25 protein-coding genes are annotated in these 26110 nt (G+C 57.0%); 9 read left to right on the top strand and 16 right to left on the bottom strand.

Annotated elements, in window-relative coordinates:
• Positions 1-124 precede the first annotated feature (124 nt).
• The 5 genes from ACP4CD_RS03975 (at position 125) to hypF (ending at position 11090) form a co-directional block, all read left to right on the top strand.
• A complete protein-coding gene (locus ACP4CD_RS03975; protein WP_426993672.1) occupies positions 125-5605 on the top strand; it encodes a glutamate synthase-related protein in 5481 nt (1826 codons plus the stop codon).
• A gap of 144 nt (positions 5606-5749) precedes the next feature.
• Positions 5750-7159, top strand: a complete 1410-nt coding sequence (locus ACP4CD_RS03970; protein WP_426993671.1) for a diflavin oxidoreductase — start codon at positions 5750-5752, stop codon at positions 7157-7159.
• Positions 7098-7487: a hypothetical protein gene (locus ACP4CD_RS03965; protein ID WP_426993670.1), complete on the top strand. Its 390-nt coding sequence runs from the start codon at positions 7098-7100 to the stop codon at positions 7485-7487. The genes ACP4CD_RS03970 and ACP4CD_RS03965 overlap by 62 nt, the downstream gene beginning before the upstream one ends.
• A 253-nt stretch (positions 7488-7740) precedes the next feature.
• Positions 7741-8781 carry a hydrogenase expression/formation protein HypE gene (hypE, locus tag ACP4CD_RS03960; protein WP_426993669.1) on the top strand — a complete coding sequence of 347 codons (1041 nt, stop codon included), beginning with the start codon at positions 7741-7743 and terminating at the stop codon, positions 8779-8781.
• Positions 8781-11090: a carbamoyltransferase HypF gene (gene hypF / locus ACP4CD_RS03955; RefSeq protein WP_426993668.1), complete on the top strand. Its 2310-nt coding sequence runs from the start codon at positions 8781-8783 to the stop codon at positions 11088-11090. Before hypE ends, hypF begins: the two co-directional genes overlap by 1 nt.
• Positions 11091-11103: 13 nt before the next feature.
• On the opposite strand, the gene ACP4CD_RS03950 is transcribed toward hypF, so the two are convergent.
• From ACP4CD_RS03950 to argH, 9 genes are all read right to left on the bottom strand, one after another.
• Positions 11104-11850, bottom strand: coding sequence for a phosphate/phosphite/phosphonate ABC transporter substrate-binding protein (locus ACP4CD_RS03950; protein ID WP_071156265.1), 747 nt, complete (start codon positions 11848-11850; stop codon positions 11104-11106).
• 15 nt (positions 11851-11865) lie between these two features.
• On the bottom strand, positions 11866-12342 hold the full coding sequence (locus ACP4CD_RS03945; protein WP_168029125.1) for a PAS domain-containing protein: 477 nt from the start codon (positions 12340-12342) through the stop codon (positions 11866-11868).
• Positions 12343-12369: 27 nt separating this feature from the next.
• Complete coding sequence (locus tag ACP4CD_RS03940) at positions 12370-12732, bottom strand: roadblock/LC7 domain-containing protein (RefSeq protein WP_064030514.1); 363 nt, start codon at positions 12730-12732, stop codon at positions 12370-12372.
• Positions 12733-12787: 55 nt separating this feature from the next.
• On the bottom strand, positions 12788-13423 hold the full coding sequence (locus ACP4CD_RS03935; RefSeq protein WP_064030512.1) for a hypothetical protein: 636 nt from the start codon (positions 13421-13423) through the stop codon (positions 12788-12790).
• A 4-nt stretch (positions 13424-13427) separates the two neighbouring features.
• Entirely contained in the window at positions 13428-13964 is a 537-nt protein-coding gene (locus ACP4CD_RS03930; RefSeq protein ID WP_064030510.1) for a GTP-binding protein, read from the bottom strand.
• A gap of 15 nt (positions 13965-13979) precedes the next feature.
• Positions 13980-14477, bottom strand: a complete 498-nt coding sequence (locus tag ACP4CD_RS03925; protein ID WP_426993666.1) for a hypothetical protein — start codon at positions 14475-14477, stop codon at positions 13980-13982.
• Positions 14429-15154 (bottom strand): hypothetical protein, encoded by a 726-nt coding sequence (locus ACP4CD_RS03920; RefSeq protein ID WP_426993664.1) that lies wholly within the window; start codon positions 15152-15154, stop codon positions 14429-14431. Before ACP4CD_RS03920 ends, ACP4CD_RS03925 begins: the two co-directional genes overlap by 49 nt.
• Positions 15151-15837 carry a type IV pilus assembly protein FimV gene (locus ACP4CD_RS03915; protein ID WP_426993662.1) on the bottom strand — a complete coding sequence of 229 codons (687 nt, stop codon included), beginning with the start codon at positions 15835-15837 and terminating at the stop codon, positions 15151-15153. Before ACP4CD_RS03915 ends, ACP4CD_RS03920 begins: the two co-directional genes overlap by 4 nt.
• Before the next feature lie 61 nt (positions 15838-15898).
• Positions 15899-17290 carry an argininosuccinate lyase gene (gene argH / locus ACP4CD_RS03910; RefSeq protein WP_426993660.1) on the bottom strand — a complete coding sequence of 464 codons (1392 nt, stop codon included), beginning with the start codon at positions 17288-17290 and terminating at the stop codon, positions 15899-15901.
• A gap of 131 nt (positions 17291-17421) precedes the next feature.
• Between argH and ACP4CD_RS03905 the strand changes: the two genes are divergently transcribed.
• Positions 17422-17769, top strand: a complete 348-nt coding sequence (locus ACP4CD_RS03905; RefSeq protein ID WP_426993658.1) for a hypothetical protein — start codon at positions 17422-17424, stop codon at positions 17767-17769.
• Positions 17770-17782: 13 nt separating this feature from the next.
• Here ACP4CD_RS03905 and ACP4CD_RS03900 read toward each other — a convergent pair whose 3' ends face one another.
• From ACP4CD_RS03900 to ACP4CD_RS03870, 7 genes are all read right to left on the bottom strand, one after another.
• The gene (locus ACP4CD_RS03900) at positions 17783-17866 is read right to left on the bottom strand and encodes a hypothetical protein (protein WP_426994654.1); all 84 of its coding nucleotides are present in this window, start codon (positions 17864-17866) and stop codon (positions 17783-17785) included.
• Between the two features lie 170 nt (positions 17867-18036).
• Positions 18037-18549 (bottom strand): hydrogenase maturation protease, encoded by a 513-nt coding sequence (locus ACP4CD_RS03895; RefSeq protein ID WP_168029137.1) that lies wholly within the window; start codon positions 18547-18549, stop codon positions 18037-18039.
• The gene (locus ACP4CD_RS03890) at positions 18549-20048 is read right to left on the bottom strand and encodes a Ni/Fe hydrogenase subunit alpha (RefSeq protein WP_426993656.1); all 1500 of its coding nucleotides are present in this window, start codon (positions 20046-20048) and stop codon (positions 18549-18551) included. Before ACP4CD_RS03890 ends, ACP4CD_RS03895 begins: the two co-directional genes overlap by 1 nt.
• Before the next feature lie 77 nt (positions 20049-20125).
• On the bottom strand, positions 20126-20665 hold the full coding sequence (locus ACP4CD_RS03885; RefSeq protein WP_064030494.1) for an NADP oxidoreductase: 540 nt from the start codon (positions 20663-20665) through the stop codon (positions 20126-20128).
• The gene (locus ACP4CD_RS03880; protein WP_071156248.1) at positions 20655-21371 is read right to left on the bottom strand and encodes a 2Fe-2S iron-sulfur cluster-binding protein; all 717 of its coding nucleotides are present in this window, start codon (positions 21369-21371) and stop codon (positions 20655-20657) included. Before ACP4CD_RS03880 ends, ACP4CD_RS03885 begins: the two co-directional genes overlap by 11 nt.
• A gap of 2 nt (positions 21372-21373) precedes the next feature.
• Positions 21374-23152 (bottom strand): NAD(P)H-dependent oxidoreductase subunit E, encoded by a 1779-nt coding sequence (locus ACP4CD_RS03875; protein ID WP_281020481.1) that lies wholly within the window; start codon positions 23150-23152, stop codon positions 21374-21376.
• A 541-nt stretch (positions 23153-23693) separates the two neighbouring features.
• The gene (locus tag ACP4CD_RS03870) at positions 23694-23903 is read right to left on the bottom strand and encodes a hypothetical protein (RefSeq protein WP_064030488.1); all 210 of its coding nucleotides are present in this window, start codon (positions 23901-23903) and stop codon (positions 23694-23696) included.
• 437 nt (positions 23904-24340) lie between these two features.
• Here ACP4CD_RS03870 and ACP4CD_RS03865 point away from each other — a divergent pair, with 437 nt between their 5' ends.
• From ACP4CD_RS03865 to ACP4CD_RS03855, 3 genes are read left to right on the top strand one after another with little or no spacing between them, the layout of a single operon-like run.
• Positions 24341-25084, top strand: coding sequence for an OmpA family protein (locus ACP4CD_RS03865; protein ID WP_281020482.1), 744 nt, complete (start codon positions 24341-24343; stop codon positions 25082-25084).
• Between the two features lie 24 nt (positions 25085-25108).
• On the top strand, positions 25109-25657 hold the full coding sequence (locus tag ACP4CD_RS03860; protein ID WP_082885617.1) for a V4R domain-containing protein: 549 nt from the start codon (positions 25109-25111) through the stop codon (positions 25655-25657).
• A gap of 25 nt (positions 25658-25682) precedes the next feature.
• Entirely contained in the window at positions 25683-26096 is a 414-nt protein-coding gene (locus tag ACP4CD_RS03855; RefSeq protein WP_064030484.1) for a roadblock/LC7 domain-containing protein, read from the top strand.
• The last annotated feature ends 14 nt before the right edge of the window (positions 26097-26110 follow it).

Genomic DNA, 26110 nt, shown 5'->3' with positions numbered 1-26110 from the left:
GACTAGCGCAAAGCGAACTTCTCAAATATAGTGACTCTATCACGCGGTCGATTTAAAAACCATAAACCTGCCGGCAGGCCACTTCGGGTGGTTCATTAATCAGGAAGACAGGATCTGGATAGCTATGAATACACACGCCCAGAAAAACAACACATTCATGCTCTACGACGCGGACTTATCGCAAGACAGTTGCGGCGTGGGCTTCATCACGCGCAAGGATAGCAAACAGACTCACGAGTTATTGCTGAAGTCGCACGAGGCCTTATGCACGATCCCGCATCGCGGCGGCATGAGCGCCGAGGGCATCGGCGACGGCGCCGGCGTGAATATCGACCTGTCTTTGAAGTTTTTCCGCAAGGTCACCGGCGATGCAACGCTGGAACTGGGTCAATTCGGCGTCGCCAACTTCTTCTTCCCGGAAGATCACGCCCATTACGATTCCGAAGCACAAAAATTGGTCGAAGAACATCTGAAGGAATTCGATCTGCCGGTCATCAAGTGGCGTGAGGTGCCGGTCGACCATTCGGTATTGAATACAGCCTCTGTCAAGGCTCAACTACCGATCAAACAACTGATTTTCGGCCGCCCCGCATCGTTGAAGGATGCTAGCCACGAGCTGTTCGAAAAACATATTCAGCAAGCGCTGCTGACCATCGAAGTCGACGGTTTCGGCCGCCCGGAATTGCGCGGATTTTATCCGTTGTCGATGAGTTCGCGCACCCAGGTTTACAAAGGCCGCCTGAATTCGTTTGAAGTTATCCCATACTTTATCGACCTATACGACGCCGACCACGAAATCAGCACGCTGTTTTTCCACACCCGCTTTTCGACCAATACCGCGCCGGCGACGATGATGGCCCAGCCGTTCCGCTACATGGCCCACAACGGCGAGTTGAATACCGACAAGAAAAACCGTCTCAGCGAAAACGCCATTGCCCGGCAAAATAACAAACACATCGTATTTCCGTGCGGCCAGTCCGATTCCGGCCGCCTCGACCAAACCCTGACTCGCCGCATCAACGAAGACGAACTCGACATCGTCACCGCGATTCTGGCGATGATGCCGCCAGCCTGGGAAAACGACCCTACTTTGTCCGATGACGTGCGCGCGATGCTGGAATATTTCAGCTTGTACGAAGAGAAAAACGACGGTCCGGCGGCGCTGATCTTCAATGACGGCGTCCGTGTCGGCGCTCGCCTCGACCGTCTCGGGCTACGCCCGTTGCGTTCGGTGGAAACCCAAGAATATTTGGCGGTGATGTCGGAGGCCGGCCAGATCGATTTCCCGCCGGAACAAGTTCTGCGCCGCAGCCGGATCGAAGCCGGCGGGATGCTGTATTTCGATCACGGCACCGGCGAGTCGTACAACAGCCATCAGGTCATGGAACGCCTGGCGAAACAGAAAGATTACAAAGCCCTGTTGGCCCAGCGGTGCGTTCACATGAACGAACTGCCGAAAGTCGAATTGTCCGAAATCGGCAACGACCACGAACTAAACATTGATCAACGCCATACCGCCTATTCGCTGAATCAGGAAAGCTTCAAATTCCTGCTTGATCCGATACTGCAAACCGGTTTGGAAAAAGTGTCCGCGATGGGTTACGGCCTGACTCCGAACGCGCTCAGCGCGGCCGAAGGCGGCATGTCGCGCTATTTTAGCCAACGTTTCGCCCAGGTCACCAACCCACCGTTGGATTCGTTGCGCGAGAGCGACGGTATGACCCTGCGCGTCGCGCTGGGTGCGAAACCTACCTTCGCGCCGCCGACCAGCAAGCAATTGATGGTCGACTCGCCGATCCTGCAACGCACCCAGCTTGAGCAAATCCGTCGGCAAAACCAAGTTAAAACCGTCACCCTGGACGCGCTGTACACCCCGAATTTCGACGATGCCGACCAAAACGAGCTGGCTCTGGAACAAGCCCTGCTCGCGGTGTGCGAACAAGCGGAACAGGCCGCGCGCAACCACACCGGCATCATCATCCTTAGCGATGCCAATATCGGCAAAACCAAGGCAGCGATCCCAGCCCTGCTAATGATCGCCGCCGCCAATCAGCATCTGGTCAAACAAGGTTTGCGCTTCAACTCGTCTATCGTCATGGAAACCGGTCAAGCCGCCAGCCCTCACGACGTTGCGACGATCTTGGGCTTCGGCGCGTCGGCGATTTGTCCGCTCAGCGTGCATAACCGGGTGATGACCGAATACGGCGACGAGGCGGGCCGCAAGAAAGCCTTGTACAACTTCCAGAAAGGCGTCGAAAAATCGCTGATGAAAACCATGGGCAAGTTCGGATTGTGCACCGTGGAAAGCTACATTGGCGGCGAGTTCTTCGAATCCAACTATCTGGACACCGACGAGCCGAAACTGAACGCCTACTTCCCCAACATCAACTCGTCGGTCGGCGGCGTGCGCTACGCGGACATCGCCGCCAGCAACACCGAATGGCACCACAAGGCGCTGTCGGTGCAAGGCGAGAACGACATTCCGTTCCTGGGCCTGTTCAAGGAACGTCAGGACGGCGCCGGCCACACCTTCGGCAATACCGCGGTACGCGAATACATCGCGATGACCGACGAACCTATTTTATACGTAGCGCGGGAGCAGGCTAACGAAGCGAGCGACACCGCTTACCGCGATTTCGGCTACGATAAGCGCACGCCGGAGCAGATCGACGCCTTCGGCATTACCCCTGCGTATCGCAGCTTCGCTCGCAATTTGACGCTGGAACGCGCCAATCGCCCCGCCGCGTTGCGCGATGTGATGGAGTTTCCGGTCGACATCAGCGCAGCCGACACCCAAGCCGAATTCGATCGTCTGTTGGGCAGCCAAAATCTGCTTGGCAACAACAATTTTCTGGTTCGGGGCCTGAAAGTCAGCCAAATGGATAATTCGGTTTTCAATGTGAGTTTTACTGAAAATAGCAGTAAAACCCGTCTGGAACCGCTAGCGGCACATCTGAAAACCCGTTTCTCCAGCCAGGATTTCAGCATCAATATCGAAACGGATACGCTAAAAGTAGTGGTCAACGATGGCGACAGTTTGATCTACCGCTATTTGAGTAACGTCCGCACTGCCCGCGAGCGTCTGGATTTGAGTCAGGTCCAACCGGCTCACGAAATTACTCCGACGTTCGCCTCCGGCGCGATGAGTCACGGCGCCTTACTGGCCGAAGCTCACGAAGCCGTCGCCCAAGGCACCAATATCGCCGGCGCCATGAGCAACTCCGGCGAAGGCGGCGAACATTCCAGCCGCTTCGGCACCCTCCGTTCCAGCAAAATCAAACAGTTTGCGTCCGGCCGCTTTGGCGTCTGGGCCGGCTATCTGGCCGACCCTAATCTGGAAGAAATCGAAATCAAGATCGGCCAGGGGGCCAAACCAGGCGAAGGCGGTCAATTGCCCGCGCCGAAAGTGTCGGTCGAAATCGCCGCACTGCGCGGCGGCACCCCCAAAGTCGAGTTGGTCAGCCCGCCACCCCACCACGACACTTACTCCATCGAAGACTTGGGTCAATTGATTCACGACGCCAAAGCCGCTCGTGTCCGCGTGGTCGTTAAACTGGTGTCGTCGGAAGGCATAGGCACCATCGCGGTTGGCGTCGCCAAAGCCGGTGCCGACGTCATCAACGTCGCCGGCAATACCGGCGGCACCGGCGCGGCGGCGGTCACCAGCCTGAAAAACACCGGCCGTTCGCCGGAAATCGGCATTGCCGAAGTGCATCAAGCACTGGCCGTCAACGGCCTGCGCGATAAAGTGATCCTGCGTTGTAGCGCAGCCCATCAAAACGGCGCCGACGTGGTCAAATCCGCGATTCTCGGCGGCGACTCCTTCGAGTTCGGCACGACCGCGCTGATGATGTTGCGTTGTGTGATGGCGAAAAATTGCAACATTCGCTGCCCGGCCGGCCTAACCACCGCGCATGAAGAATTCAAGGGCGATCCGCGCGTATTGGCGCAATTCTTTATGAATTTGGCCCACGAAGTCCGCGAGATCCTCGCCGACCTGGGCTACACCAGCCTGAAGGAAATTCGCGGTAAAACCGAATTGCTGCATTTGATCGACCACCCAAGCATGGTTGGTCAAATTCATCTGCAAAAATTGCTGGCGGAAGTCCACGAAGTCAAAATAGCCCGACCAGTCTATCTGGAAAAAGACTTTGCTATCGACGACCGAATTTTCCCGCAAGTCAAAACCGCGTTGTTCCAGCGAGGTCTGAAGCAAGTCGTTATCGAAGGTGACGAGTTCAAGCTCAACAACCGCAATAAAACCGTCGGCGGCCAAACCGCGATCGACCTTGAGCGCTTTTTAGCCTACGAAATGAGCGCCGAGCAAGTCGCCGCCTCCAAAATCGTTTACACCAACCAGCACGGCCGCCGCTATCTAGCTGACGACACTATCATCGTCCGTACCCACGGCTCCGCGGGCCAAAGCTATGCGGCCTTTAATAACGACGGCATGCGCATGGAACACACCGGCACCTGCAACGACGGTGTCGGTAAAACCGCGTGCGGCGGAGTTATCGTCATCAAATCGCCCGGTGGCGGGTCTAAGCTGCCCGGCGAAAACGTGCTGATCGGCAATTTCGCGTTATTCGGCGCATCCGGCGGCAAAACCTTCATCAACGGCGAGGCCGGCGACCGCTTCGCGGTGCGCAACTCCGGTGCGATGGCCGTCGTCGAAGGCGTCGGCGACTTCGCTTGCGAATACATGATCAATGGCGCGGTGTTGAATTTAGGCGGCTTCGGCAAAGGTTTCTGCACCGGCATGTCCGGCGGCAATGCCTACCAATACGACCCGGAAAATCGTCTGGAAGACCTGTACGACGCCACGTCCGTGTCTATCCACGGCCTCACCGACGGCAGTGAGCTCGCGGCCAGCCATGAACAGTTCGTTCTGTACATGCTGGAACAACATATCGAACACACCGGTTCGGAAAAAGCGAAAACGATTCTGAACAATTGGACAAACGAGCGCCAGCACTTCAAATTCGCGCTGCCGTTGTGGTTGAATCGCACCCAAACTGCTGAGTTTCTCAGTAAATCGATGGATCGCAAGGCCATGATCGAGGAATTATCGGTCGCCCTCGCCCAGCAGCAAATCGAGCAAATCAAACAGGCTTACACCCTTGATAAGGCCCTGTTCGATGGCGCGATTCCCGCTTACGGCGAAACCGACGGCGAATTGACCTTGAAATTGATCAATAGCTACGCTGTCATCGACAAGGCGCAACAAATCGCCCGCGACCAGTTCCAAAAAGCAGGGCAAACCACCACGCCGGCACAGGTCGATCAACAGGCCCGCAAACTGGTGATGGAACGGCCACGCAAGTTACAAGACGCGCTGATCAAAAATATCCGCGAGGCCTATAGTCAATACGACGACGGTCAATTAGCGGCATTGATGGCGGCAAAGCGCCTGAACGATTACAAGACCACGCTGATGCTGCGCGATGTACAAAGCATCTACTCGATCGGTTCGACTGCCTGGATCATCGAGCAAGACCGTGTCAATCGCGCGGCATTGGTCAACTTACCTTCGGTCGACAAAAACCTGGCCAGCCTGGAAAGCCTGACCATCGTTCAAAACATGCTGGAATGCGAGGCAGCGTAACCGAAATCGAAGTGGACCAGGTTAACCTAGGCCGCACAGTCCGGCTATCTCGCCTTTGCGCCGGGTAGCGTTCCACTCGATCCAAGCTACGTTGATTTATATAGAGACCGGACCGGCGCAAGCCGGTCCCAAGTTGGTAGAGAAATGAAATCACCTTTTATCCCTGAAAACGCCCCCTACTCCGACTCACAACGTGCCTGGCTCAGCGGTTTTTTCGCCGGCATGCACAGCCATATGCTTCACAGCGCCGGCAGCGTCAATTCCGCCAACGCCCGCAACTTACATATTCTGTTCGGCAGCCAGACCGGCAATTCCGAATCCCTGGCTCACGACGCCGCCGCCCGCGCCAAAAGCCACGGTTTGGTTCCCATCGTTAAAGGCATGGACGAAATCGAAATCGGTCAACTAGCAAATATCGAATACCTATTGATCATCACCAGCACCTATGGCGAAGGCGCCATGCCAGACAACGCCGAAATGCTCTGGGAAGCCGCCAGCGGCGACAGCGCCCCTCGCCTGGAAAAACTCCATTACGCGGTGTTGGCGCTGGGCGATACCAGCTACGATTTGTTTTGCCAAGCCGGCAAGGACTGGGACGAACGCCTGCAAGCCCTGGGAGCCAACCGCTTGTTCGAGCGGGTCGATTGCGACGTCGATTTCGAAGCGCCCGCCGAACAATGGCTTAGCGAAGTGATTCCGTTGATGGCCGACGGCGCCGAAACCGTCGCGGTTGTCGATACCGAGGCTCAGCCAAGCAAATCTCAATACAACCGCAAAAATCCATTCCCGGCCAAACTGTTGGTCAATCGCTTGTTAACCGCCGGCGACTCGTCCAAGGAAACCCGCCACTACGAAATATCGATCGCCGGTTCCGGCCTGAATTACGAGGCGGGCGACGCAATGTGCGTGGTACCGACCAACTGCCCGCTACTGGTGGCCGATCTGGTCAAGGCCCTGGGTTGCAGCGGCGCCGAGGAAGAACCGGTAAACAGCGAACTGATGACGCTTTCGGAAGCATTGCGCACTCACTTCGAGATCAAAACGCCAAGCAAGGAGTTGATCGAGGAAATCGCCAAACGCTCTGGCGATCAGGAACTCAACGCGCTGCTGCAAGCCGGCGACAAGGACAAACTCGCCGATTACCTGTGGGGTCGCGACACGCTGGATCTGCTGATGCAGTTCCCAGGCGTCGAATTTTCCGCCGCTGAATTTCTGCGCCTGCTAAAGCCGTTGCAACATCGAGCCTACTCGATCTCGTCGAGCAGCAAGCAACATCCCGATGCCGTCCACCTGACCGTCGCCAGTGTGCGCTACGACGCCCACGGCCGGCATCACAAGGGCGTCTGTTCCACCTATCTGGCCGATTTAGTCGATGAAACCACCGATGTGCGGATTTTTCACACCGAACAACAATTTCCGAGTTCCGAGCGACGACAATTTGCCGATGATCATGGTCGGTCCCGGCACCGGCATTGCCCCGTTCCGCGCCTTCTTGCAAGAACGCCAAGCCCGCAAGGCCAGCGGCAAGGACTGGTTGTTTTTCGGCGACCGTAACGCCGCGACCGATTTCATTTACCGCGACGAAATCGAGGCGATGCAAAGCAACGGTCTGCTGACCAAGCTGGATCTGGCCTTTTCCCGCGATCAAGCGGAAAAGATTTACGTCCAGGATCGCATGAAGGAACACGGTGCAGAGTTGTTCGCCTGGTTGGAACAAGGCGGTTATTTCTTCGTGTGTGGCGACGCCTATCGCATGGCCAAGGACGTCGATCAAGCCTTGCACGACGTCATCCGCGAACACGGTAAAATGACATTGGTCGAAGCCGTGGAATACGTCAACCAATTGAAAAAAGACAAACGCTACGTCCGCGACGTTTATTGACAAGAGGGGCGAGCTGCCGGTTAGAAACCGACAACTCGCTGGTCCAGTTCCTCGAGCCGCCAGCAACGCCGATTCCATTCGAGTCCGGCTAAACCTAGCCGTTGGCAATGCGGCGATTTTCCGCCGGTTTTGGCCGAAACATCCTTCCTCCGCCCGACAAAATCCCGCTCGATCGACCCCGTATTCGGCTAAAATCGCCGGCTGATCCCGGCGCATCCGTGCCGGATACCATCAATTTGATAGGACGGCTAGCGTGGCCCATTCCGCTTACACTCTGAACTTGACATCCGGCCAGATCGATCTTAGTCACGGCGGCGGCGGCCGGGCGATGGCGCAATTGATCGATGCCTTGTTTATCAAGCATTTCGACAACGACTTATTGAAGCGCCGCAACGACCAGGCTGTTTTTCAGGTCCCGGCCGGCCGGCTGGCGATCAGCACCGACGGCCACGTGATCTCGCCGCTGTTCTTCCCGGGCGGCGACATTGGCGCGCTCGCGGTGCATGGCACGCTGAACGATGTCGCAATGTCGGGCGCCCGGCCCTTGTATTTGGCGGCCGGGTTTATTCTGGAGGAAGGCCTGGCGCTGGCCGATCTGGACCGTATCGTCGCCAGCATGGCCGCCGCCGCCAAAGCCGCCGGCACCCCGGTAGTCACCGGCGACACCAAGGTCGTCGAGCGCGGTAAGGGCGACGGCGTATTCATCACCACGACCGGCGTCGGCATCGTGCCGGACGGCGTTGATATAGCCGGTGACCGCGCCGAGCCCGGCTGCGCGGTGTTGGTCAGCGGCAGCATCGGCGACCACGGCGTGGCGATCATGGCCGGCCGCGAGAATCTGCAATTCGGGACCAGCATTATCTCGGATTCTGCCGCGCTGCACGGCCTGGTAGCGGATATGGTAGCCGCGGCGCCGACCCGGATACGCTGCTTGCGCGATCCGACCCGCGGCGGCTTGGCCACCGCACTGAACGAACTGGCCGAGCAATCCGGCGTCGGCATCGTCGTCGACGAAAACCGCATCCCGATCAAGGCCCAGGTCAGAGCGGCTTGCGAGATTCTCGGCCTCGATCCGCTTTACGTCGCCAACGAAGGCAAGCTGGTCTGTATTTGCGAAGCCGACGCCGCCGAAACCTTACTCAATACGATGCAAAACCATCCGTTGGGTCGGGATGCCTCGATCATCGGTACCGTCGTCGCCGATCAACACCATTTCGTGCAAATGACCACCGGCTTCGGCGGCCGCCGCATCGTGGATTGGCCCGCCGGCGAACAACTGCCGCGCATTTGCTGATGCCCGGCCTGGCGATCCGGGCGCGCGGCGTGGTGCAGGGCGTCGGTTTTCGACCGACGATCTGGCATCTGGCCAAAACATACCAATTGACCGGTTCGGTCTGGAACGATCAGGAAGGCGTGATGATTCACGCCTACGGCCCTGCAAGCGTGTTGGCGGAGTTCGCGGAGGCGATTCCCAAGCACCTGCCGCCACTGGCCCGATTGGACGCGCTGGAAAGCGCCGAACTGCTCGGCAGCGCGCCGGACGAGTTCCTCATCGTCGCCAGCGCCGGCGGCCGCGCGGCCGATACCGTCATCGCGGCCGATGCCGCCACTTGCCCGGCTTGTCTGGCCGACATTGCCGATCCCGGCAACCGTCGCTATCGCTATCCTTTCACCAACTGCACGCATTGCGGTCCGCGTTTATCCATCGTCCGCCGCGTGCCTTACGACAGGCGCCATACTAGCATGGCCGGTTTCGCGATGTGCCCGGAATGCCTAAGCGAATATCAAGACCCGGCCGACCGGCGCTTTCACGCTCAAGCCAATTGCTGTCCGGTATGCGGCCCCAAGCTGTGGCTGGAAGACGGCAAAGGCCTCCTCCCCGGAGATCCTATTGATCAGGCCGCCGCCGCGATCCGCGCCGGACGGATCGTCGCGATCAAAGGCTTGGGCGGATTTCATTTGGCTTGCGATGCCGCCAATGCCGAGACGGTGCGCCGATTACGCCAGCGCAAGCGCCGCTACGCTAAGCCGTTTGCGTTGATGGCCGGTAGTGAGACGATGTTGCGCCGCTACGCCGAGTGTTCCTCATTGGAAAGCGCCGCGCTGCAATCCCCGGCCGCGCCCATCATGCTGCTAACGGCAGCCGGCGCCGGGCTGGCACCTGAACTCGCCCCCGGCGACGATAAACTGGGCTTCTTGCTGCCGTACACACCACTACATCATTTGTTGATGGCCGCGCTGAACACGCCCATCGTGCTGACGTCCGGTAATGTTAGCGACGAACCGCAATGCATAGACAACGCTGCGGCCCGCGCCGAATTAGCCGACATCGCCGACCTGTGGCTGATGCACGACCGCGATATCGTGAATCGCTTGGATGATTCGGTGGCGCGGCTAGTGGACGGCGAAATTCGCTTGTTGCGGCGGGCGCGCGGCTACAGCCCGCAAGCGTTGATTCTTCCCGTCGGCTTCGAGCAGGCGGACGGCGTTCTGGCAATGGGCGCCGAATTGAAAAACAGTTTTTGCCTGATTCGGCGGGGTCAAGCCATCGTCTCGCAGCATATCGGCGATCTGGAAAATGCGGCGGCGCAACGTGATTACCGCCAAACGATTGATCTATACCGGCAGCTGCACGGCTGCACGCCGACACGGATCGCGATCGACCGCCATCCCGGCTATCTGTCCAGTGCTCACGGCCGAGAGCTTGCCGCCGCGCTACCCGCCGAGCTGAAGGAAGTCCAGCATCACCACGCCCATCTGGCCGCTTGTCTGGCCGAGCACGCCGCGCCATTGGCCGGGCCGCCGGTGCTGGCGGCGATATTCGACGGCCTGGGTCTGGGTGACGAAGGCAGTCTATGGGGCGGCGAATTTTTCTGGGGAGGCTACCGGACTTGCCGGCGTCTCGCGCATTTTGAAGCGATCGCCCTGCCCGGCGGCACGCAGGCGATTCGGGAACCGTGGCGAAACGCATACGCTCAGCTCGCGCACTATTTCGCTTGGCCCGACCTGATCGCCGAATACGGCGGTTTGGCTATCGTGCAATTGCTGAATCGCAAGCCGTTGGCAACTTTGGACGCGATGATCGCAAAAGGCTTGAACTCGCCACCGGCTTCATCGTGCGGGCGATGGTTCGACGCGTTTGCAGCCGCACTTGGCCTTCACGCCGAGTTCGCCGATTACGAGGGCCAAGCGGCAATCGCATTGGAGACCTTGGCCGGCCCGGCATTTTTCGGCGAGCGAGCTTATCCGGATGCTTGGACTTTGGCCCAAACCGGCGAGAGTCGGGTACTCAGTTGGCGCGGGTTGTGGCTGGCGGTACTAACCGATTTACGCGACGGTACCGATCTAGCCCGCGTGGCGGCCCGCATTCATCACACATTGATCGACGCCGCATCGGCAATCTTATCTACGTTGGCAACAACCCACCCGGCGGATACCGTGGTGCTGAGCGGCGGCGTGTTTCAGAATCGTTTGCTATTGGAAGGTCTATCGGCGAAGTTGAGAACCGCCGGCTTTCAGGTGTTGGCACCGCGCGCCTATCCGGCCAACGACGGTGGTCTGGCGCTGGGTCAGGCGGTCATCGCGGCGGCGGCAGCGCGATGACCCGAACGAAGGCTCAAGTATTCAACGTCTCCATCAAATCGATCATGAACTCCATGTCTTCATCTTCCAGAGCTTGCCAACCGGAAAATCCTAGGCTTTCCAGTACTCCGGGGCCCTTGTCTTCCTCGGCCATCCGCACCAACAGATCGCGAATCTCCTGGCGCCGCTCGGCCAGACGCGGGCCAACCAGCAGTGCGTGGTTGATGACGCTGATCTGACTACGTACCAACACCCTTAGTTGTTTTTTGATCATGCCGGATAAGTTGTCGAAGGCTTCGGCCAAGAAAATGCCGACATCGGCTTCGCCCTTTAGCAGGTGCTTGGCAACCAACACGTAATTGTCGGATAGCAATGCTTGAATGTTGCCGCGGTCCAGATCGGCCGGTTCCAACATGATCATGCCCATCAACCGCACGTCCGGATCTTCGGTGTGGGCGACGCGGATACCCGGCGTCAGATCCGCTACGTCCTGAATCGGGCTGTCGGCGTTGACCGCGATCACCGCCTCATCCGACAAGCCTACCGGCTTGACCAGGGGTAGAAAGCCTTTCTCCCGGACCAGCATCGCCGCGTCGAACGGATTGGCATAGATCAAGTCCACCGCATCGCCGGCGATAGCTTGGTGCAAGCGTTGATAATGGTCGTACATTTCCAAATGGATCGCGGCGGCGGTGTGTTTTTGCAGCCACGTATTGAAGATATACCATCCGGACAAACGATCCGGCGCGAAATCGGGACTAACGGTAAACAAATAAGTCATAACGCGTTCCCCTGCTCAGATTAGCGTCGAATAGAGTTGGATGCTGTCTTCGATCTTGCGGCGCGAGGGCTTACGCCTGACCGAGGTATACCCGACCACCTGACCGTTGCGGACGTTGGGAATGACGGTCGCCTTAACCCAATAATAGCCGCCGTCCTTGCGCAAATTCTTCACGTAACCCTGCCATTTTTCGCCGCGCCCGACGGTGTCCCACAAGTCCTTAAACGCGGCGGCGGGCATATCGGGATGTCTTAGCACACTGTGCGGCATCCCGATCAACTCTTGCACGGCGTAGCCTGACATGTCGATAAAGGCTTGGTTGGCGTGGCGAATGATGCCGTCCGGCGTCGTCGTCGAAACAATCAGTTTGCCGTCCGGATACGGGGTTTCCAGTTCGGTATACAGTACTTTACGGCTGCTTCCGTCAAAATAGCTCAGCGTCGTCTCCTTGAAGTCGCCTACGATATCCTCGGGCTTCATATCAGCAATCATGATGCGCTCCACTAGCGTTTGAGGGAATTACAACATTTCGGCGATGCTCTCGGCCGCCCGTTTGACGTCCAGAAATATCAAACCCAACTTGGCGTTAGGCTTGGCCAGCACCGTCAAAACCGCCTCGCGCCCGGCGTAAGTCATTAGCACGTAACCCTTATCGCCCTTGATCAACACTTGCTCCAGGCCGCCGCGACTCAACTCCTGCGCGGTGCGGTCACCCAACGACAACATCGCCGCGCTCATGGCGCCAACCCGGTCCTCGTCCATGCTGGCAGGCAATACCGAGGCCATCATCAAACCATCGGTGGAGATCACTCCGGACGCTTCGATGTCCGCCGAAGTGCCGTTCAGCTCGGTCAAGACCGAGGTCAACATGTCTGCTCTCATAGTGTGGTTTCCTCTGTTTTCAGGTGATAAATTAAAACCGCCGGTTTGCCGCCGGTCATTTCAGATAGCGAGTAATCAATGCCCACGCCAACGAGACGAACTCGGCGTGATTGAAATGCGGCACGCCGCTGATAGCCAACACAAAGCGGTGCTTGCCGACGAACATCGGCCAAAAGCCAATTTGGCTATTCCCGAACGGATCGACGATCGCCAAGGCGTGGCTGGCGATTCCCAGGTTATTAACCAGTAGACCGGACCGGCGCTTATGCACTGTCGCCAATTCCGCGCTCAGTGCCGATAACTCTTCGGCGACCTCATGCGCGAATCCGCTGCAAGCCAAGTAAAAACCTTGATCGTCGGCGAGCAAGACTTTTCCGGACTCGGCGATCAAGCCCAACATCGCCGGCAGAATATCCTCCAAAGCCCCTTGCGGCGCCGTTATCGGCGCGTCCAGACCTTGAACCCAACCAAGTTTTTGGCAATACGACAACAATTGCATGGCTTTTTCGGTTTCGTCGGTTTCCATCAAGGCCATTAAGCGACCTTCGGTCAATTCCGGCGTTTGTTCCAGCTTCAACAACTGATTTAGAAAGCGACGCGGCTTATCTTCGGCGGGACTGGCGATCGCGTAATAAGCGCCGGCGGGCGTCGGATATAAATACAAACCTTGTTTTAGTTCGTAACCGGCCATGACTTCAGCCCACCAAACCAGGATCGAGCGAGTACAACAAGGACTGGACCAACAGCGAGACATCGGCCCGCTCGCGAGCGTCGACGGCAAATACCGGCGGATTCAAACCCAAGGTTTGCAACTGTCGATGGTAGTCGTCTATCGCCGGCGTGCTGCTCAAATCCATTTGGGTGACGCCTATGGCCACGCCGGTGGTATCGATAAATTTACCGAAGGCATCCAGAAAGAATTTCATGTCTTGAAACGGATCGGCCCTGGTGTTGTCGAGCAGCAAGACCAAGCCGATACCGCCGACGGTCAGAATCTCCCACATGAAATCGAAGCGCTCTTGGCCCGGTGTTCCGTACAAGTGGATCTTTTCGCCGCCGGGTAAATTCATCACGCCGTAATCCATGGCCACGGTCGTCGATTCCTTGCGGTTCTTAGTCATATCGCTAGCGGCGGCATCGGTCTTGACCGGCGGCAGATCGCTGATCGAATGTATAGCGGTAGTCTTGCCGGCGCCGACTGGGCCGGTGAATATGATTTTGTATTGACTCATCGTGGTTCCTTATCGTTATTGCTCGCCGCGCAACTTCCCAAGAATCTTGCTCAACAGACCTTGGTTTTTGGCCGGTCTTGGGGCCGGTTGGGCGACCACCGCGTCGGCTTGGCGTTCGGATTGGCGCAACAAGCCCAGCGTATGACAGGCACTGACGAACACAAAGACGTATTGCATCTTGATCCGCAGCACTTCGGCGATTTCCAACGGCGTGCGCGGTTGCTGAATCAACAAGGCCGCGATCCGCAAAGCTTCCGGGGTAATCACCAAGCGGGTAAAGTTAGGCCAGCGGTCCAGATATACCGGCTTGTAAATATCGATTCCGATCGGAAATCGGCCCTTGGAGGTCCAAATCGCCAGTTTCCAAAGAAAAGCCGACATGTCCTGATGTTTTTCAGCGTCGCGGGGCGCCGGGTCGGTCAAATCGAATACCGACAATGTCATGTTCCCCGCCGAGGCCCGGTTCAGCACCACCCCGGCGAATGCCCGCAATTGCTTGTCATCGGCATCCAACCAGATTTCCTCGGACTCGGGAAAATCAACAACGGCTTCCAGATCGAGTTCAGCCGTAGTGCCTTATGCTGCAAGCGGGCGGTCTTGAATGCCGATTGCACAAAGCCCAGGAAATAATGTCTAGGATCAAAATACGCGGTGCGCCATTGAGCAGGGTCGTCGAAATCGATATCGGCCAATGTGCCGAGGAAGGTGCGGAACCCGCTATCGCTCAGTTGCGCCGCAGTCCGGTGTTTGCTGGATTTCAATCGCTCCGGGCGAGGTTGTCCGGACGATACCGATTCAGACGCATGCTCGGCTTCCGATCCGCGGCTGGCGGGGTGACGGAGTTTTTCGGCGACCTTTCGAGCCGCCAAAACATCCCGCACTTGCGCGAACACCGACAGCATTTGTTGAGCATTGACCGGCTTCTTAACGAAAAACGCGTTTTCAACCCGCAGGTCATAGAGCGACAACAATACTAACGGTCTACCGGGATTGGCGGCGCGCCGGGCTTTAATGATATCGGCCGCCTTGGCGTGGTCGGCATCGATCAGGTCCAGATCCGCTTCGTCTTCGTTGACGACGACCGCTACTCCGCGGCAAGGTCCTTTCAAATACATGGCCATGGTTTTGCCGGTCCGGCCGTCCATCGCGAATAACGCGGCCCGCAAGGCCGGGGGCACGTGAAGTGTCATGAGCTGATTCCGTCAAAGTAAACCGCAACTTGGCGCCAGCCGTCCACAAGAGCCACGCCGGCGTCGCTCAATGCTCGGTATTGCCGGCGAAAGCGTTCAGCATTTTTGGTAGAGCGATATAACTCCAACAGCGAGTTCTGCAAGTCCTCGCGTTCGGGTTGTTGAATCAATCCGGTTTCCAACGCCTCGATCGCCTGGCTCAATTGGCTGTACTCGATGAAATCGTTAGCCAGCGCCAGATAGTCGTATTGAGTGTCGGCTCCCCGGACCTGTTGAACCAAGTCCGAGCTTCCCAACATACCGTCGGTAAATAACGTGTAACGATTCGCCACGCGCGTACCGGGCTTGAGTAAAGCCGCCGCTTGGGCGGCACTCAATTTACCGCGACAGGCGGCGAGCAATCGGGCTCGTAACGCGGAACCGCGCCCGCCCAAGATAATCGTTAAATCGAGCAATGCGGCAAATAGCTGCTCGGATAAGTCGCTACGGTAACAGCGATAAATACGCCGCAAATGGCCAAGCAGATCGGCGGGTTGTTTGCGGACCGCGAAGACCAGGACATTCAAGGCCTGCTCGCCGTCCGGATCGATGCCAAACGCCGCCAAGCGAGCATCGGACCAGAACTCGGACTCCGCCGCTATGACCGTCCGAGCGGTTTCTAAACCAAAATCGCTTTGAAGCATTGCCACCCTCCGAACCAAGACCGTTCGAAAGGGTAGCAGCGAATCAGATAATTACCGCGATTTAACTAAGGATTTGCCGGCGCGCGTCACAAATTGCCTGACGCACCGTCTCCGGTGCCGTACCGCCAATATGCTTGCGCAAAGCCACCGACCCTTCTAAGCCGAGGATATCGAACACATCTTCCGCAATGGTTGCCGAGAAACTTTGCAATTCGGTCAGGGTTAATTCCGACAAATCCCGACCGGTCCGCAAACCCAGGCGAACCGCCAAACCGACCACCTCGTGCGCATCGCGGAACGCCATGCCCTTACGGACCAAGTAGTCGGCTAAATCGGTCGCGGTCGCAAACCCGCGTTTGGCGGACTGATACATGTTTTCGCGCTTGGCCTGGACGCGCGGCATCATGTCGGCAAAAGCCCGTAGACTGTTGACGACGGTATCGACAGTATCGAATAACGGCTCCTTGTCTTCCTGATTGTCCTTGTTGTAGGCCAGGGGTTGGCTTTTCATCAACATCAGCAAGGCCATCAAATGCCCGGCCACCCGGCCGGACTTGCCGCGCACCAACTCCGGTACGTCCGGGTTTTTCTTCTGCGGCATGATCGACGACCCCGTGCAAAAGGCGTCCGGAATATCGATGAAGTCGAACTGAGCACTAGCCCAAAGTACCAGCTCTTCGGAAAACCTGGACAAATGCAACATCACTAGGCTGGCGGCGGCGGTAAACTCGATCGCGAAATCGCGATCGCTAACCGAATCCAGCGAATTGTTGGACGGCCGGGAAAAACCCAGTAATTCCGCGGTCAAGAAACGATCCAGCGGATAACTGGTACCGGCCAGCGCCGCCGCTCCCAGCGGCATCACATTGATGCGCTTGCGGCAATCCTGGAAGCGCTCGGCGTCGCGGCTCAGCATCTCGAACCAGGCCATCAAATGGTGGCCGAAGGTCACCGGCTGGGCCACCTGCAAATGCGTGAAACCGGGCATGATCGTCGCGGCCTCGCGTTCTGCCAGATCCAGCAACGCGGTTTGCAGACGCCGCAATTGACCCAGAATGACGTCGACTTCGTCACGCAAATACAAACGAATGTCGGTGGCGACCTGATCGTTACGCGAACGTCCGGTGTGCAGTTTTTTGCCGGCGATACCGATCAGGTCGGTCAAGCGCGCTTCGATATTCATGTGAACATCTTCCTGCTTTATCGACCAGACGAACTCGCCGCGTTCGATTTCACCGCGAATTTGCGCCAGCCCGCTACGGATGTCGGCCAGCTCCTGTTCGGTCAAAATCCCAATCTCATGGAGCATCGTCGCGTGCGCCAACGAACCCTGAATATCCTGCAGGGCCATGCGTTGATCGAAACCGACCGAGGCGGTGAATTCCTCGACGAACGCGTCGGTGGCTTCGGCGAAGCGGGCGCTGGAGAGTTTTTCGGAGTTTACATTTGACATAGGCAACGATCGCAAGCGGCAAAAAACGCCGATTATACCGTCGACGACCGGAATCAAGATTAGGATTTGCGATATTCAGCCGGCCCTGCTTCGGGCATAATCGGCTAAAACCGACACTCAGGAGATCAACCATGACATTCAAATCAGCCATGTTGGCCGGCGCGTTAATCCTACTCGCCGGTTGCGGACACGGTTACGAAGGCGAATACCGGGCCGAAGGCGGCTCGGAAAACCAGTTCATCGACGCCGTCGCGAAAATCATTGGCGACCAAACCTTGGTCATTGGCAAAAACTACCTGGATTCCAACGGCGAACGCACCGAATTCGCCGAAATTTTCGTTCGCGAATCAGGCAGTCAGTCGTATTTGGTATTCAAGAAAGCCGACGGCTCGGAAGAGGCCTGGAAAATCGTCGACCAAGACACATTGGAACGTGGCGGCGGCTTGGTATCGATCAGGATGAAACGGGTTAAATCCTGAGATGATCACCAATTCAGATTTTACCGCTACGTTCCAATTTGGTCTGGCAGGGCAAACAATAACGACAGGCAATCGCGCTCCGGCGCGCCTCGGGGATGGGTTCGCCGCATTCGTCGCCGACTCCCCGGCATACATCGAGCGGCGAGTTTGTTCGACGAATAATTCAGTCATTTGATCCAAGCGTTCGACAATGGCGTCGGTACCGCCGGCCCATGCGGTGGACATACGGGTAATCCTGTGAAAAATTGGAAAAGTCGCTGGCGCCGCTCAAGCCGGAACGGGGAGGTCTAAAGGCGGAACGACTTTGATGGCGGCGGCTAATATATCCTCCGCCGACCCGCTCAGCAAGCGACAGGCGAATTCGACAGCCAGCGCCAGGTTTTGCGCGGCGTCAGGGCTGAGCACCTCGCCAAGCTCGAACGACAAACCGGCAATGCCCAATAAGAAAGTCGGCGGCGGCGAACCGTACAACGCTTGATAAACGTCCAGCAAGGCCGCCGGACTCATCGCATGGCTGGTGTAACTCCGATCACGTAACGGCATGAGCCGGCTGAATTGGTAGGGCATCTCGGCCTTGACCGACGCATCGACGAATATCGCCACACGCCGCCCCTGTAAATCCAGCGCGTGCTCGATTTGCAACTGAAAATCGACGATGAATTCGACGGTGTTGGTGCCGACTTGGTTTTCCAGTGCCTCCAATAGTAGAGGTCCGAGGGCATCGTCACCTCGGCTCGGGTTGCCGTAAGCAAACACCAGAACCGGTTTGAGCGCCGTCATCAGGCCAAACCGTGCTCGAATTCACCGTCACTATGCCGAATCAACCGATCAATCACTTGGCCTTCGGCATCCACCAATTCGAGTTGCAACGGCATTTTGCCAACCGCATGGGTGGCGCAAGACAAGCAAGGATCGTAGGCGCGTATCGCCACTTCCAGACTGTTCAGCAACGGCTCGGTCAACTCGCGCCCGGACAGGTATTCAGCCGCGACCTGACGTACCGACTCGTTCATGCCCATATTGTTACTGGTCGTCGAAACGATCAAGTTAGCCTTGGTGACGATGTCGTTGTCATCGATCTGATAGTGGTGAAACAGGGTACCGCGCGGCGCTTCGATCACGCCGATACCTTCGTAACGCTTTTCACCTTGAACCAGCAAATGACTACTCATCACGTCGGAATCGCGCAACAAAATCTTAATACCTTCGGCGCAATGCAATAATTCGATCAACCGCGCCCAATGGAAAGCCAAGGTGCTGTGCACCATGGCCTCCCCACCGTGTTGCTTGAACTCGACCCGCGCTGCTTCGGCCAGCGGCGTATCGATGAAATCGCAGTTGTTGACCCGAGCCAAGGGTCCCACCCGATACCAACCGTCGGCCTTGCCCAATGCGGTCAGATACGGGAATTTCATGTAACTCCAGGAGCGCACCTCTTCATGGATCAAATCGGTGTAAGCGCAATAATCGTAGTGGTCGACTATCGTCGCGCCGCTGTCGGTTTTGGCGCGAATCCCACCGTGATAAAGCTCCATCGCACCGTTCGACTTGATCAAGCCCAGATAATTGCTGCGTATCGTCGCAAACTCGTCGTAATACGGCAGGTTGGCGGTATGCACCGATTTGATCAAGGCCACCGCCGATTCGGCCCAAGCCAGCACCTGATCGATATCCCGCAACAAATAATCCCGCTCGTCTCGGCTCAAAGCCTTGTTCATGCCGCCGGGTATCGCGCCGGTACCGTGCACCCTTTTTCCGGACACCATCCGTATGACTTCCTGACCGTACTTGCGCAGCTTCACGCCTTGCAGACCGATCTCGGGGTATTCCGCCAGCACCGCGATGACGTTGCGCTTGGCGATGTCGCTATCGAAACCAAACAGCAAGTCCGGGCTGGAAAGATGAAAAAAGTGCAAAGCATGCGATTGTAAAACCTGACCAAAATGCAGCAGACGGCGCAATTTGTCGGCGGCTGGCGTCAGATCGGCCGGATCGACGCCCACCAATTGATCGATGGCCTTGGCCGCCGCCAGATGGTGACTAACCGGGCAAATGCCGCAGAGCCGTTGCACCAACACCGGCAACTCCCAATACGGCCGGCCCTGAATGAATTTTTCGAAGCCGCGAAATTCGACGATGTGCAGCCGGGCTTGCTGGACCCGATTCTCGGCGTCCAGCAACAACGTAACTTTTCCATGACCCTCGACGCGAGAGACGGGATCGACCACGACCCGCTTCAGGCCGGCGGGATTGACGGCGGTTTCAAGATGCTCGTACATAAATATTCTCTCTTTAACGGGACGGCGGGCCGCGCTCGACGTCATTTACTCGAACCGACGCCTAACGGGCGCGAGGCTCAATCGTAATGCACCAATTCGTAAGGCAGGCTGGGTTCTCGGCCCTCGACCAACGCGGTCAGGAAGGTCCAGAACACGTCGGCGGACGGCGGGCAACCGGGCAGGAAATAGTCGATTTTGACGATTTCGTGGATTGGATGCACCTGGTTCAGTAACAACGGCAATTCCGGATCGCTGGGAATTTGCGGATTTTCAACGCCGATGCCGTCTCGATACGCTTCCAGCAAACAATCTTCCAGATCGATGTGGTTGCGCATCGCCGGTAAGCCGCCGTTGATCGCACAAGCGCCAACCGCCACCAGGATCTTGCAGTTCTTCCGAAATTCGCGCAATACATGCACGTTTTCCGAATTGCAGACGCCGCCTTCGATCAAACCGATGTCGCAGGGACCGCAGTGCTCGATGTCGGTGATCGGCGAACGGTCGAATTCGGCGACTTCGGCCAAGGTCAACAGGCGTTCGTCGATGTCCAGAAACGACATGTGGCAACCGAAGCAACCCGCCAACGAGGTGGTCGCGACCTTAATTTTATTGCTCATGACTTCCCTCCGCGAACAGCGCCACTTCGCTGATTTGGCGATGATCGTAAATACGTTGCCCGATGGGGACTTGATAACCGGTGCGCTTGATCAACAACGCCCCGGTCGGGCACACGTGCACCGCGCTGTCGTCGATGCTGACGTCACTGTCCTTCAACAGCCCGCTGACCGAATTGACAACCAAACGCTTATTGATGCCGCGACCGGCGATCGCAAACACGTTTTTGCCGTCTTTTTCCTTACTCGCCCGCACGCAGAGATTACAAAAAATGCACCGGTTGTGATCGATCAAAATGTCCGGATGCGAAGCATCCATTTCCCGGTGCGCGAAAAAGTGCGGGAAGTGGTTGTCCGTCATATTCAAATAGTAAGCGACGCCCTGTAATTGGCAGTTACCGGTTTTCTCGCAAGACGGACATAGGTGGTTGCCCTCGACGAACAGCATCTGCGTGATGCGGCGGCGGTCTTGCTGCAGCTCGGCGCTATTGTTTATCACGGTTTGGCCGTCAACGGCCGGAAAGGTGCAAGCCGAGCAGTTCCGACCGTTCACGTTGACCGTGCATAATTTGCAACTGCCGTGCGGCGTATAGCCCGGCTTATGACAGAGATGCGGAATATAAATGCCGGCCGCGGTAGCAGCTTCGATGATGGTTTGGCCTGCTTGGAACGGGACGATTTGCCCGTCGATGGTGATGGTACCTGTCATGCTCAATCCTCCAGTTGCGACAAATGCGCGGCCGCGTCGTCGCGATGCGCCATGCGGCGGGCAATCGCCAACGCGCCGTCCAAATCGAACCCAGGTTCGTAACTGATCTGCTTCAATTGTTTTTCGTAGACGTCGGGGTAGCGTTCCAATGTGCTCAAGATCGGGTTGGCCGCGGTTTGTCCCAGGCCGCAATGGCTGTGGTGTTTCACTAACTGACAAAGATTTTCCAGCTCGACGACATCGCCGGCCGAACCATGACCGTCGACGATTTTATCCAACTGCTTTTTCAACAACGAGGTCCCAACCCGGCATGGCGTGCAAAATCCGCAACTCTCGTGGGCGAAGAAATGGGTGAAATTTTGAACGATCCTTAGGATGTCCCGACTGCAGTTAAAGACAATGAAGGAACCGCCGGTGGCTAGATCTTCGAAGGCTAAGGCCCGGTCCAGTTCCCGATTGGAAATGAACGTACCCGATGGTCCGCCGATCTGAACTCCCAATACGTCAACGGCGCCGCAGTCTTCCAGCACCTGGCGAATACGAGTACCGAACGGGTACTCGTAGATGCCCGGCCGTGCACAATCGCCGCTAATGCTGAGAATCTTGGTGCCGGCGGATTTTTCGGTTCCGACCGCGGCAAACCAAGCGCCACCGCGTACGGCTATGTGAGCGGCGGCCAAAAAGGTTTCGACGTTATTGACTATCGTCGGTTTATTCAAATAGCCGCTGGTCACCGGATAAGGCGGCCGATTGCGGGGTATGCCGGGCTTACCTTCCAACGATTCGATCAGCGCCGATTCCTCGCCGCAAATATACGCGCCAGCGCCGAGACGGATTTCGATATCGAAGTTCAATCCCAGGCCGAGGATATTCTCGCCCAGCAAGCCGGACGCGCGGCGCTCGGTCAATACACCCTGCAATTGTTCGTGCAGATGCAAATATTCGCCACGCAGGTACAAAAACCCTTGTTGGGCGCCAATCAGCGCTGCCGCCAGCGTCATACCTTCGAAAACTTGACTGGCATAGCTGTTGAGCAACACCCGGTCTTTGAAGGTACCGGGCTCGCCCTCGTCGGCGTTGCAGACCACGAAACGGGTGTCGGCCGGCTCATCGGCGCAAAACCGCCATTTCACCACCGTTTTGAAGCCCGCGCCACCGCGGCCGCGCAGACCGGAGCGGTCGAGTTCCTCCAACGTTTCCGGCAGACCGCGTCCAAACGCCGCCCGCAACGCATCGCCAGCGACCAAGGGTTCGCTAAGCAATAGTCCAGGTCTATGAATGTTATCGGCGACCGCAAACAATGTCGCCGGCCACTGCGACAGCGGCGTTTGCTGATTCACCAACTCGACGATTTCCTCGAGCCGAGCTATATCCAGGCTCGTTAAAGCCAATCCGTTGACCAAGCCGGCCGGCCCTTGATCGCACATACCGGTACACGAAGTACGATTTAAACTCACCAAGCCATCCGCCCGGACCTGACCGACCTGAACCGCCAAACGCTCGGCAAGATAATCCAACACAAACTGGTTACCCAACATCCGATCGGTGATCGAATCGCTGATTAACAAGTCATAACGACCTTGCGGGGTTATATGCAAGAAGCTGTAAAACTCGGCGACACCGAGAATTTGCGTACGCGGAATAGACAAGCCTTCCGCCAGCAATTCAATAGCTTCCTCGGGAATATGCTGGTAGCGGGCTTGGACGGCTCTTAGGATTTGCAGCAGATTAACCGCTCGAGCATCGGCTTCCGCCAGCACGGTCTGAATAAACGTCTTCATCGTTTCGCACCGTTTGGTTGGGCAAGAAATTTAGCAACTGCCCGGAAAACGCCAGGACCAAGGCTTTCGAAACATGAAACTACCTGGCGAAACTAAGCAATCAATCTGCGTTAATACTAGACAATTTGTGAGGACTATTCGGCAAATTTTTCAAAACGACCGGCGTTTTACTCCAAAACGTCCCGCAAACCCAAGTAAACCCAACGGTCTCGACCTTTCAAGGAGCTCACCAATCCAATTTGATCAGGCCGGGGACACCAGCATACGAAATCTACCGAGCGGCAAGGGTATTTTCATCTGAAATTCGACAAGCCGTTAACCGGCTTCGGTGGATTGACTTACGGAACGCCGAACAACACAAAGCTGACCTGCCGCCCCCCTAGGTCGGCCAGGCCAGACGTAAATTGGTGCGAACTTGACGTACCAAACCATTCGTCACAAATCCGGTCCAAAAACCGGGCGAACTGCAAAGTAACGAACAGAGGGAGAACTGCTCCGGATCCCGGAGCGAAGCACTAAAACATCAACACTAAGGCCGCTGTTACAGCAAATCCTTAACGCATTGCCGAGCGAAGGTTCGAATCGGCATGGATTCGCTTAAATATTGGTTGTACAAACTGTTGATCGCCAACGGGTTTAGATACACGTAGACACCGCATCCGGTCATCGACACAAATTGATGACTTAGCATTTCGATGAAATCAGTCCGGGTATCGCCAAACTCGAGATTATCGTTTGAAAAAGTTTCCATGACATTCACCCCTGGGTTTATAGAACTCCTTGAATATCCAGCAGATGTCGCGCCAAGTATTTCATCATTTCCATTCAACAAGTTAGATTCCATGGTCATGCTATGCGCCGCGTTGTCGGACATGTTTGTCAGTTTCGAGTCAGTATTGTCAGCGCGAACAGGTAGCGGCAACTCGGTTTGGATTGGCGCTACGATGCCGCGACTAGATTTCGGCGATCAGTCTACAAGGCCATTATGACAAACCGATTTCAACCGCTTCCTTATGATTCCTGGCAAGCCGATGGAAATGACGATCTTACAATGCCTCTCCCCGATTTGCCTGCGCGGCGGACGCCAATCCCAACACTTGCCGATATACCTCGATTCCACAAACACGAATTCCGGGAGTACAATCAAAAAAACTGAGTCTTGGTTGTGATTCACGTCAAGGAAATTGTATGAAAAAACATCGATCACTCGATCTCGACGGCTTGGACGGCATTCTTCGTCCCGCCGCCGAATCGCGCCCGCCGGCGAGCCGGACCTGGATCGTTTGGAGCTTGCTGTTGTTAGTGATCGCGGCAATCGGCGTGTACTGGATAGGCAACCATCCGCTACCGAAGTTGGAATGGCCGGAGACGCCAGACCGTTCCAGCAATGCCGCTCCGGCTCAACCTGTTCCGCCCCCTCCGCCAACCGAGCAGGCGGAAGTCGTTGCCAAGCAGCAGCCGACCAATGACGCCGCGCCAACGGCACCGGCGGAGAGCAAGACGGAATCGGTCGCCGCCTCACCAGCCCCGGTCGCCGAAGCGCAAACCGAGCTCAAGCTGCCAACCGAACCCACCGCCGCCGGCCCGGCGCCAGCCAACACCGATCCGGTTTACACAGTGTATTTCAAGTTCAATTCCACTAAGCCGATTCGACTGTCCGGGGCCGAGAAAAACCGTCTGCTCGAACAAGTCAAACAATGCGATCAGGGTACCCGAATCGTCGGGCATACCTGCAATCTGGGCAACGACGCGTCCAACCGCCAACTCGGCCAAGCGCGCGCGGAAGCCCTACAAAAGTGGCTGACCGCACAAGGTATTGCCGCGCCCATCGAAACCGCCACGGAAGGTTGGAACAGACCGGCGGCTTCCAACGACACGCCGGACGGCCAAAAGTTGAACCGGCGCGCCGAAGTACACTGTTTGACGCCCTAAACGCACCCCCCAAGAGGACAAGGCATGCTAACCAATAACAAAACCGACTACCAACTGGCGCAACAACAAATTCTCGAGGGTATTTTGTCCGGGGAATTCGGCATCGAAAACCGCAACGACCTCGGTCCGCTCATCCCGATTCGCCTGTTTCAGGTGTTGCGGATGGTGGCACTGGGCTCTAACGTCGAGGACATCCTCGGCCAGGGCGCACCGTCGCTGGTATACCACTCCGGACAAAGCCTGGGCAGTACGCTGGGCCAAATCGTCGCGGCCAACGTCGACAAGGATCTGGAAACCTATGTCGGCAAGATCCAGCAATTGTGCCGGCAACTTTGCATCGGCTTGGTGGTGCCCGACAAGGTCGATCTATCCAGTGGATTGTTGGAATTGCGGGTGGACGAATGCGTTTCCTGCGCCGGCATCCATAACGTGGCGGCGCCGATTTGCCATTTCGAGGCCGGCATGGTCGGCGGCATCGTCAAGGCATTTTTCAAGCGCAACGTCAAAGCCACCGAAACCAAGTGCAACGCCCTGGGCGACAAAACCTGCCTGATCCGGGTCGACCTACTGTAATTATGACGACACATTGGAGCGTATCATGAACAGCAACATCCACGCTTTGGAGCCCAGAGCCTCGCAATCGGCGGAAATCGAATCGATTCTGCGGAATTTGATGAGCATACAGGGAGTTTCCGCTGCGGCCATCGTCGACAGCGACGGATTCGTCACCCACATCCACCGCGATTACGAGATCAATACCGACGCCATCGGCGCCTCGGTGCAAGTGGTATTCGGCGCCGCGTCCAAAGCCGCCGGACATGTCGGCCATCATCAAACCCAAATGGTGATCTGCGAAAACGCCGAGGGCTATATTCTGTCGACGCCGATCGAAGCCGGTTTCATGCTGGCGTTGGTGACCAAACGCGACGCTTTGTTGGGCAGGGTCCGCTTCGAACTGAAGGAAACCGTGCCGATGCTGAAAAAACTGTTTTCCAGCTACCTATTCAAATAACCCGACGCACCGCA

The sequence above is a fragment of the Methylomonas stagni genome (assembly GCF_050154735.1).
In the GTDB taxonomy this organism is placed as follows: Bacteria; Pseudomonadota; Gammaproteobacteria; order Methylococcales; family Methylomonadaceae; genus Methylomonas; species Methylomonas koyamae_A.
Note: the sequence above shows the minus strand (reverse complement) of the source record. Positions and strands in the feature narration are given on the sequence as shown.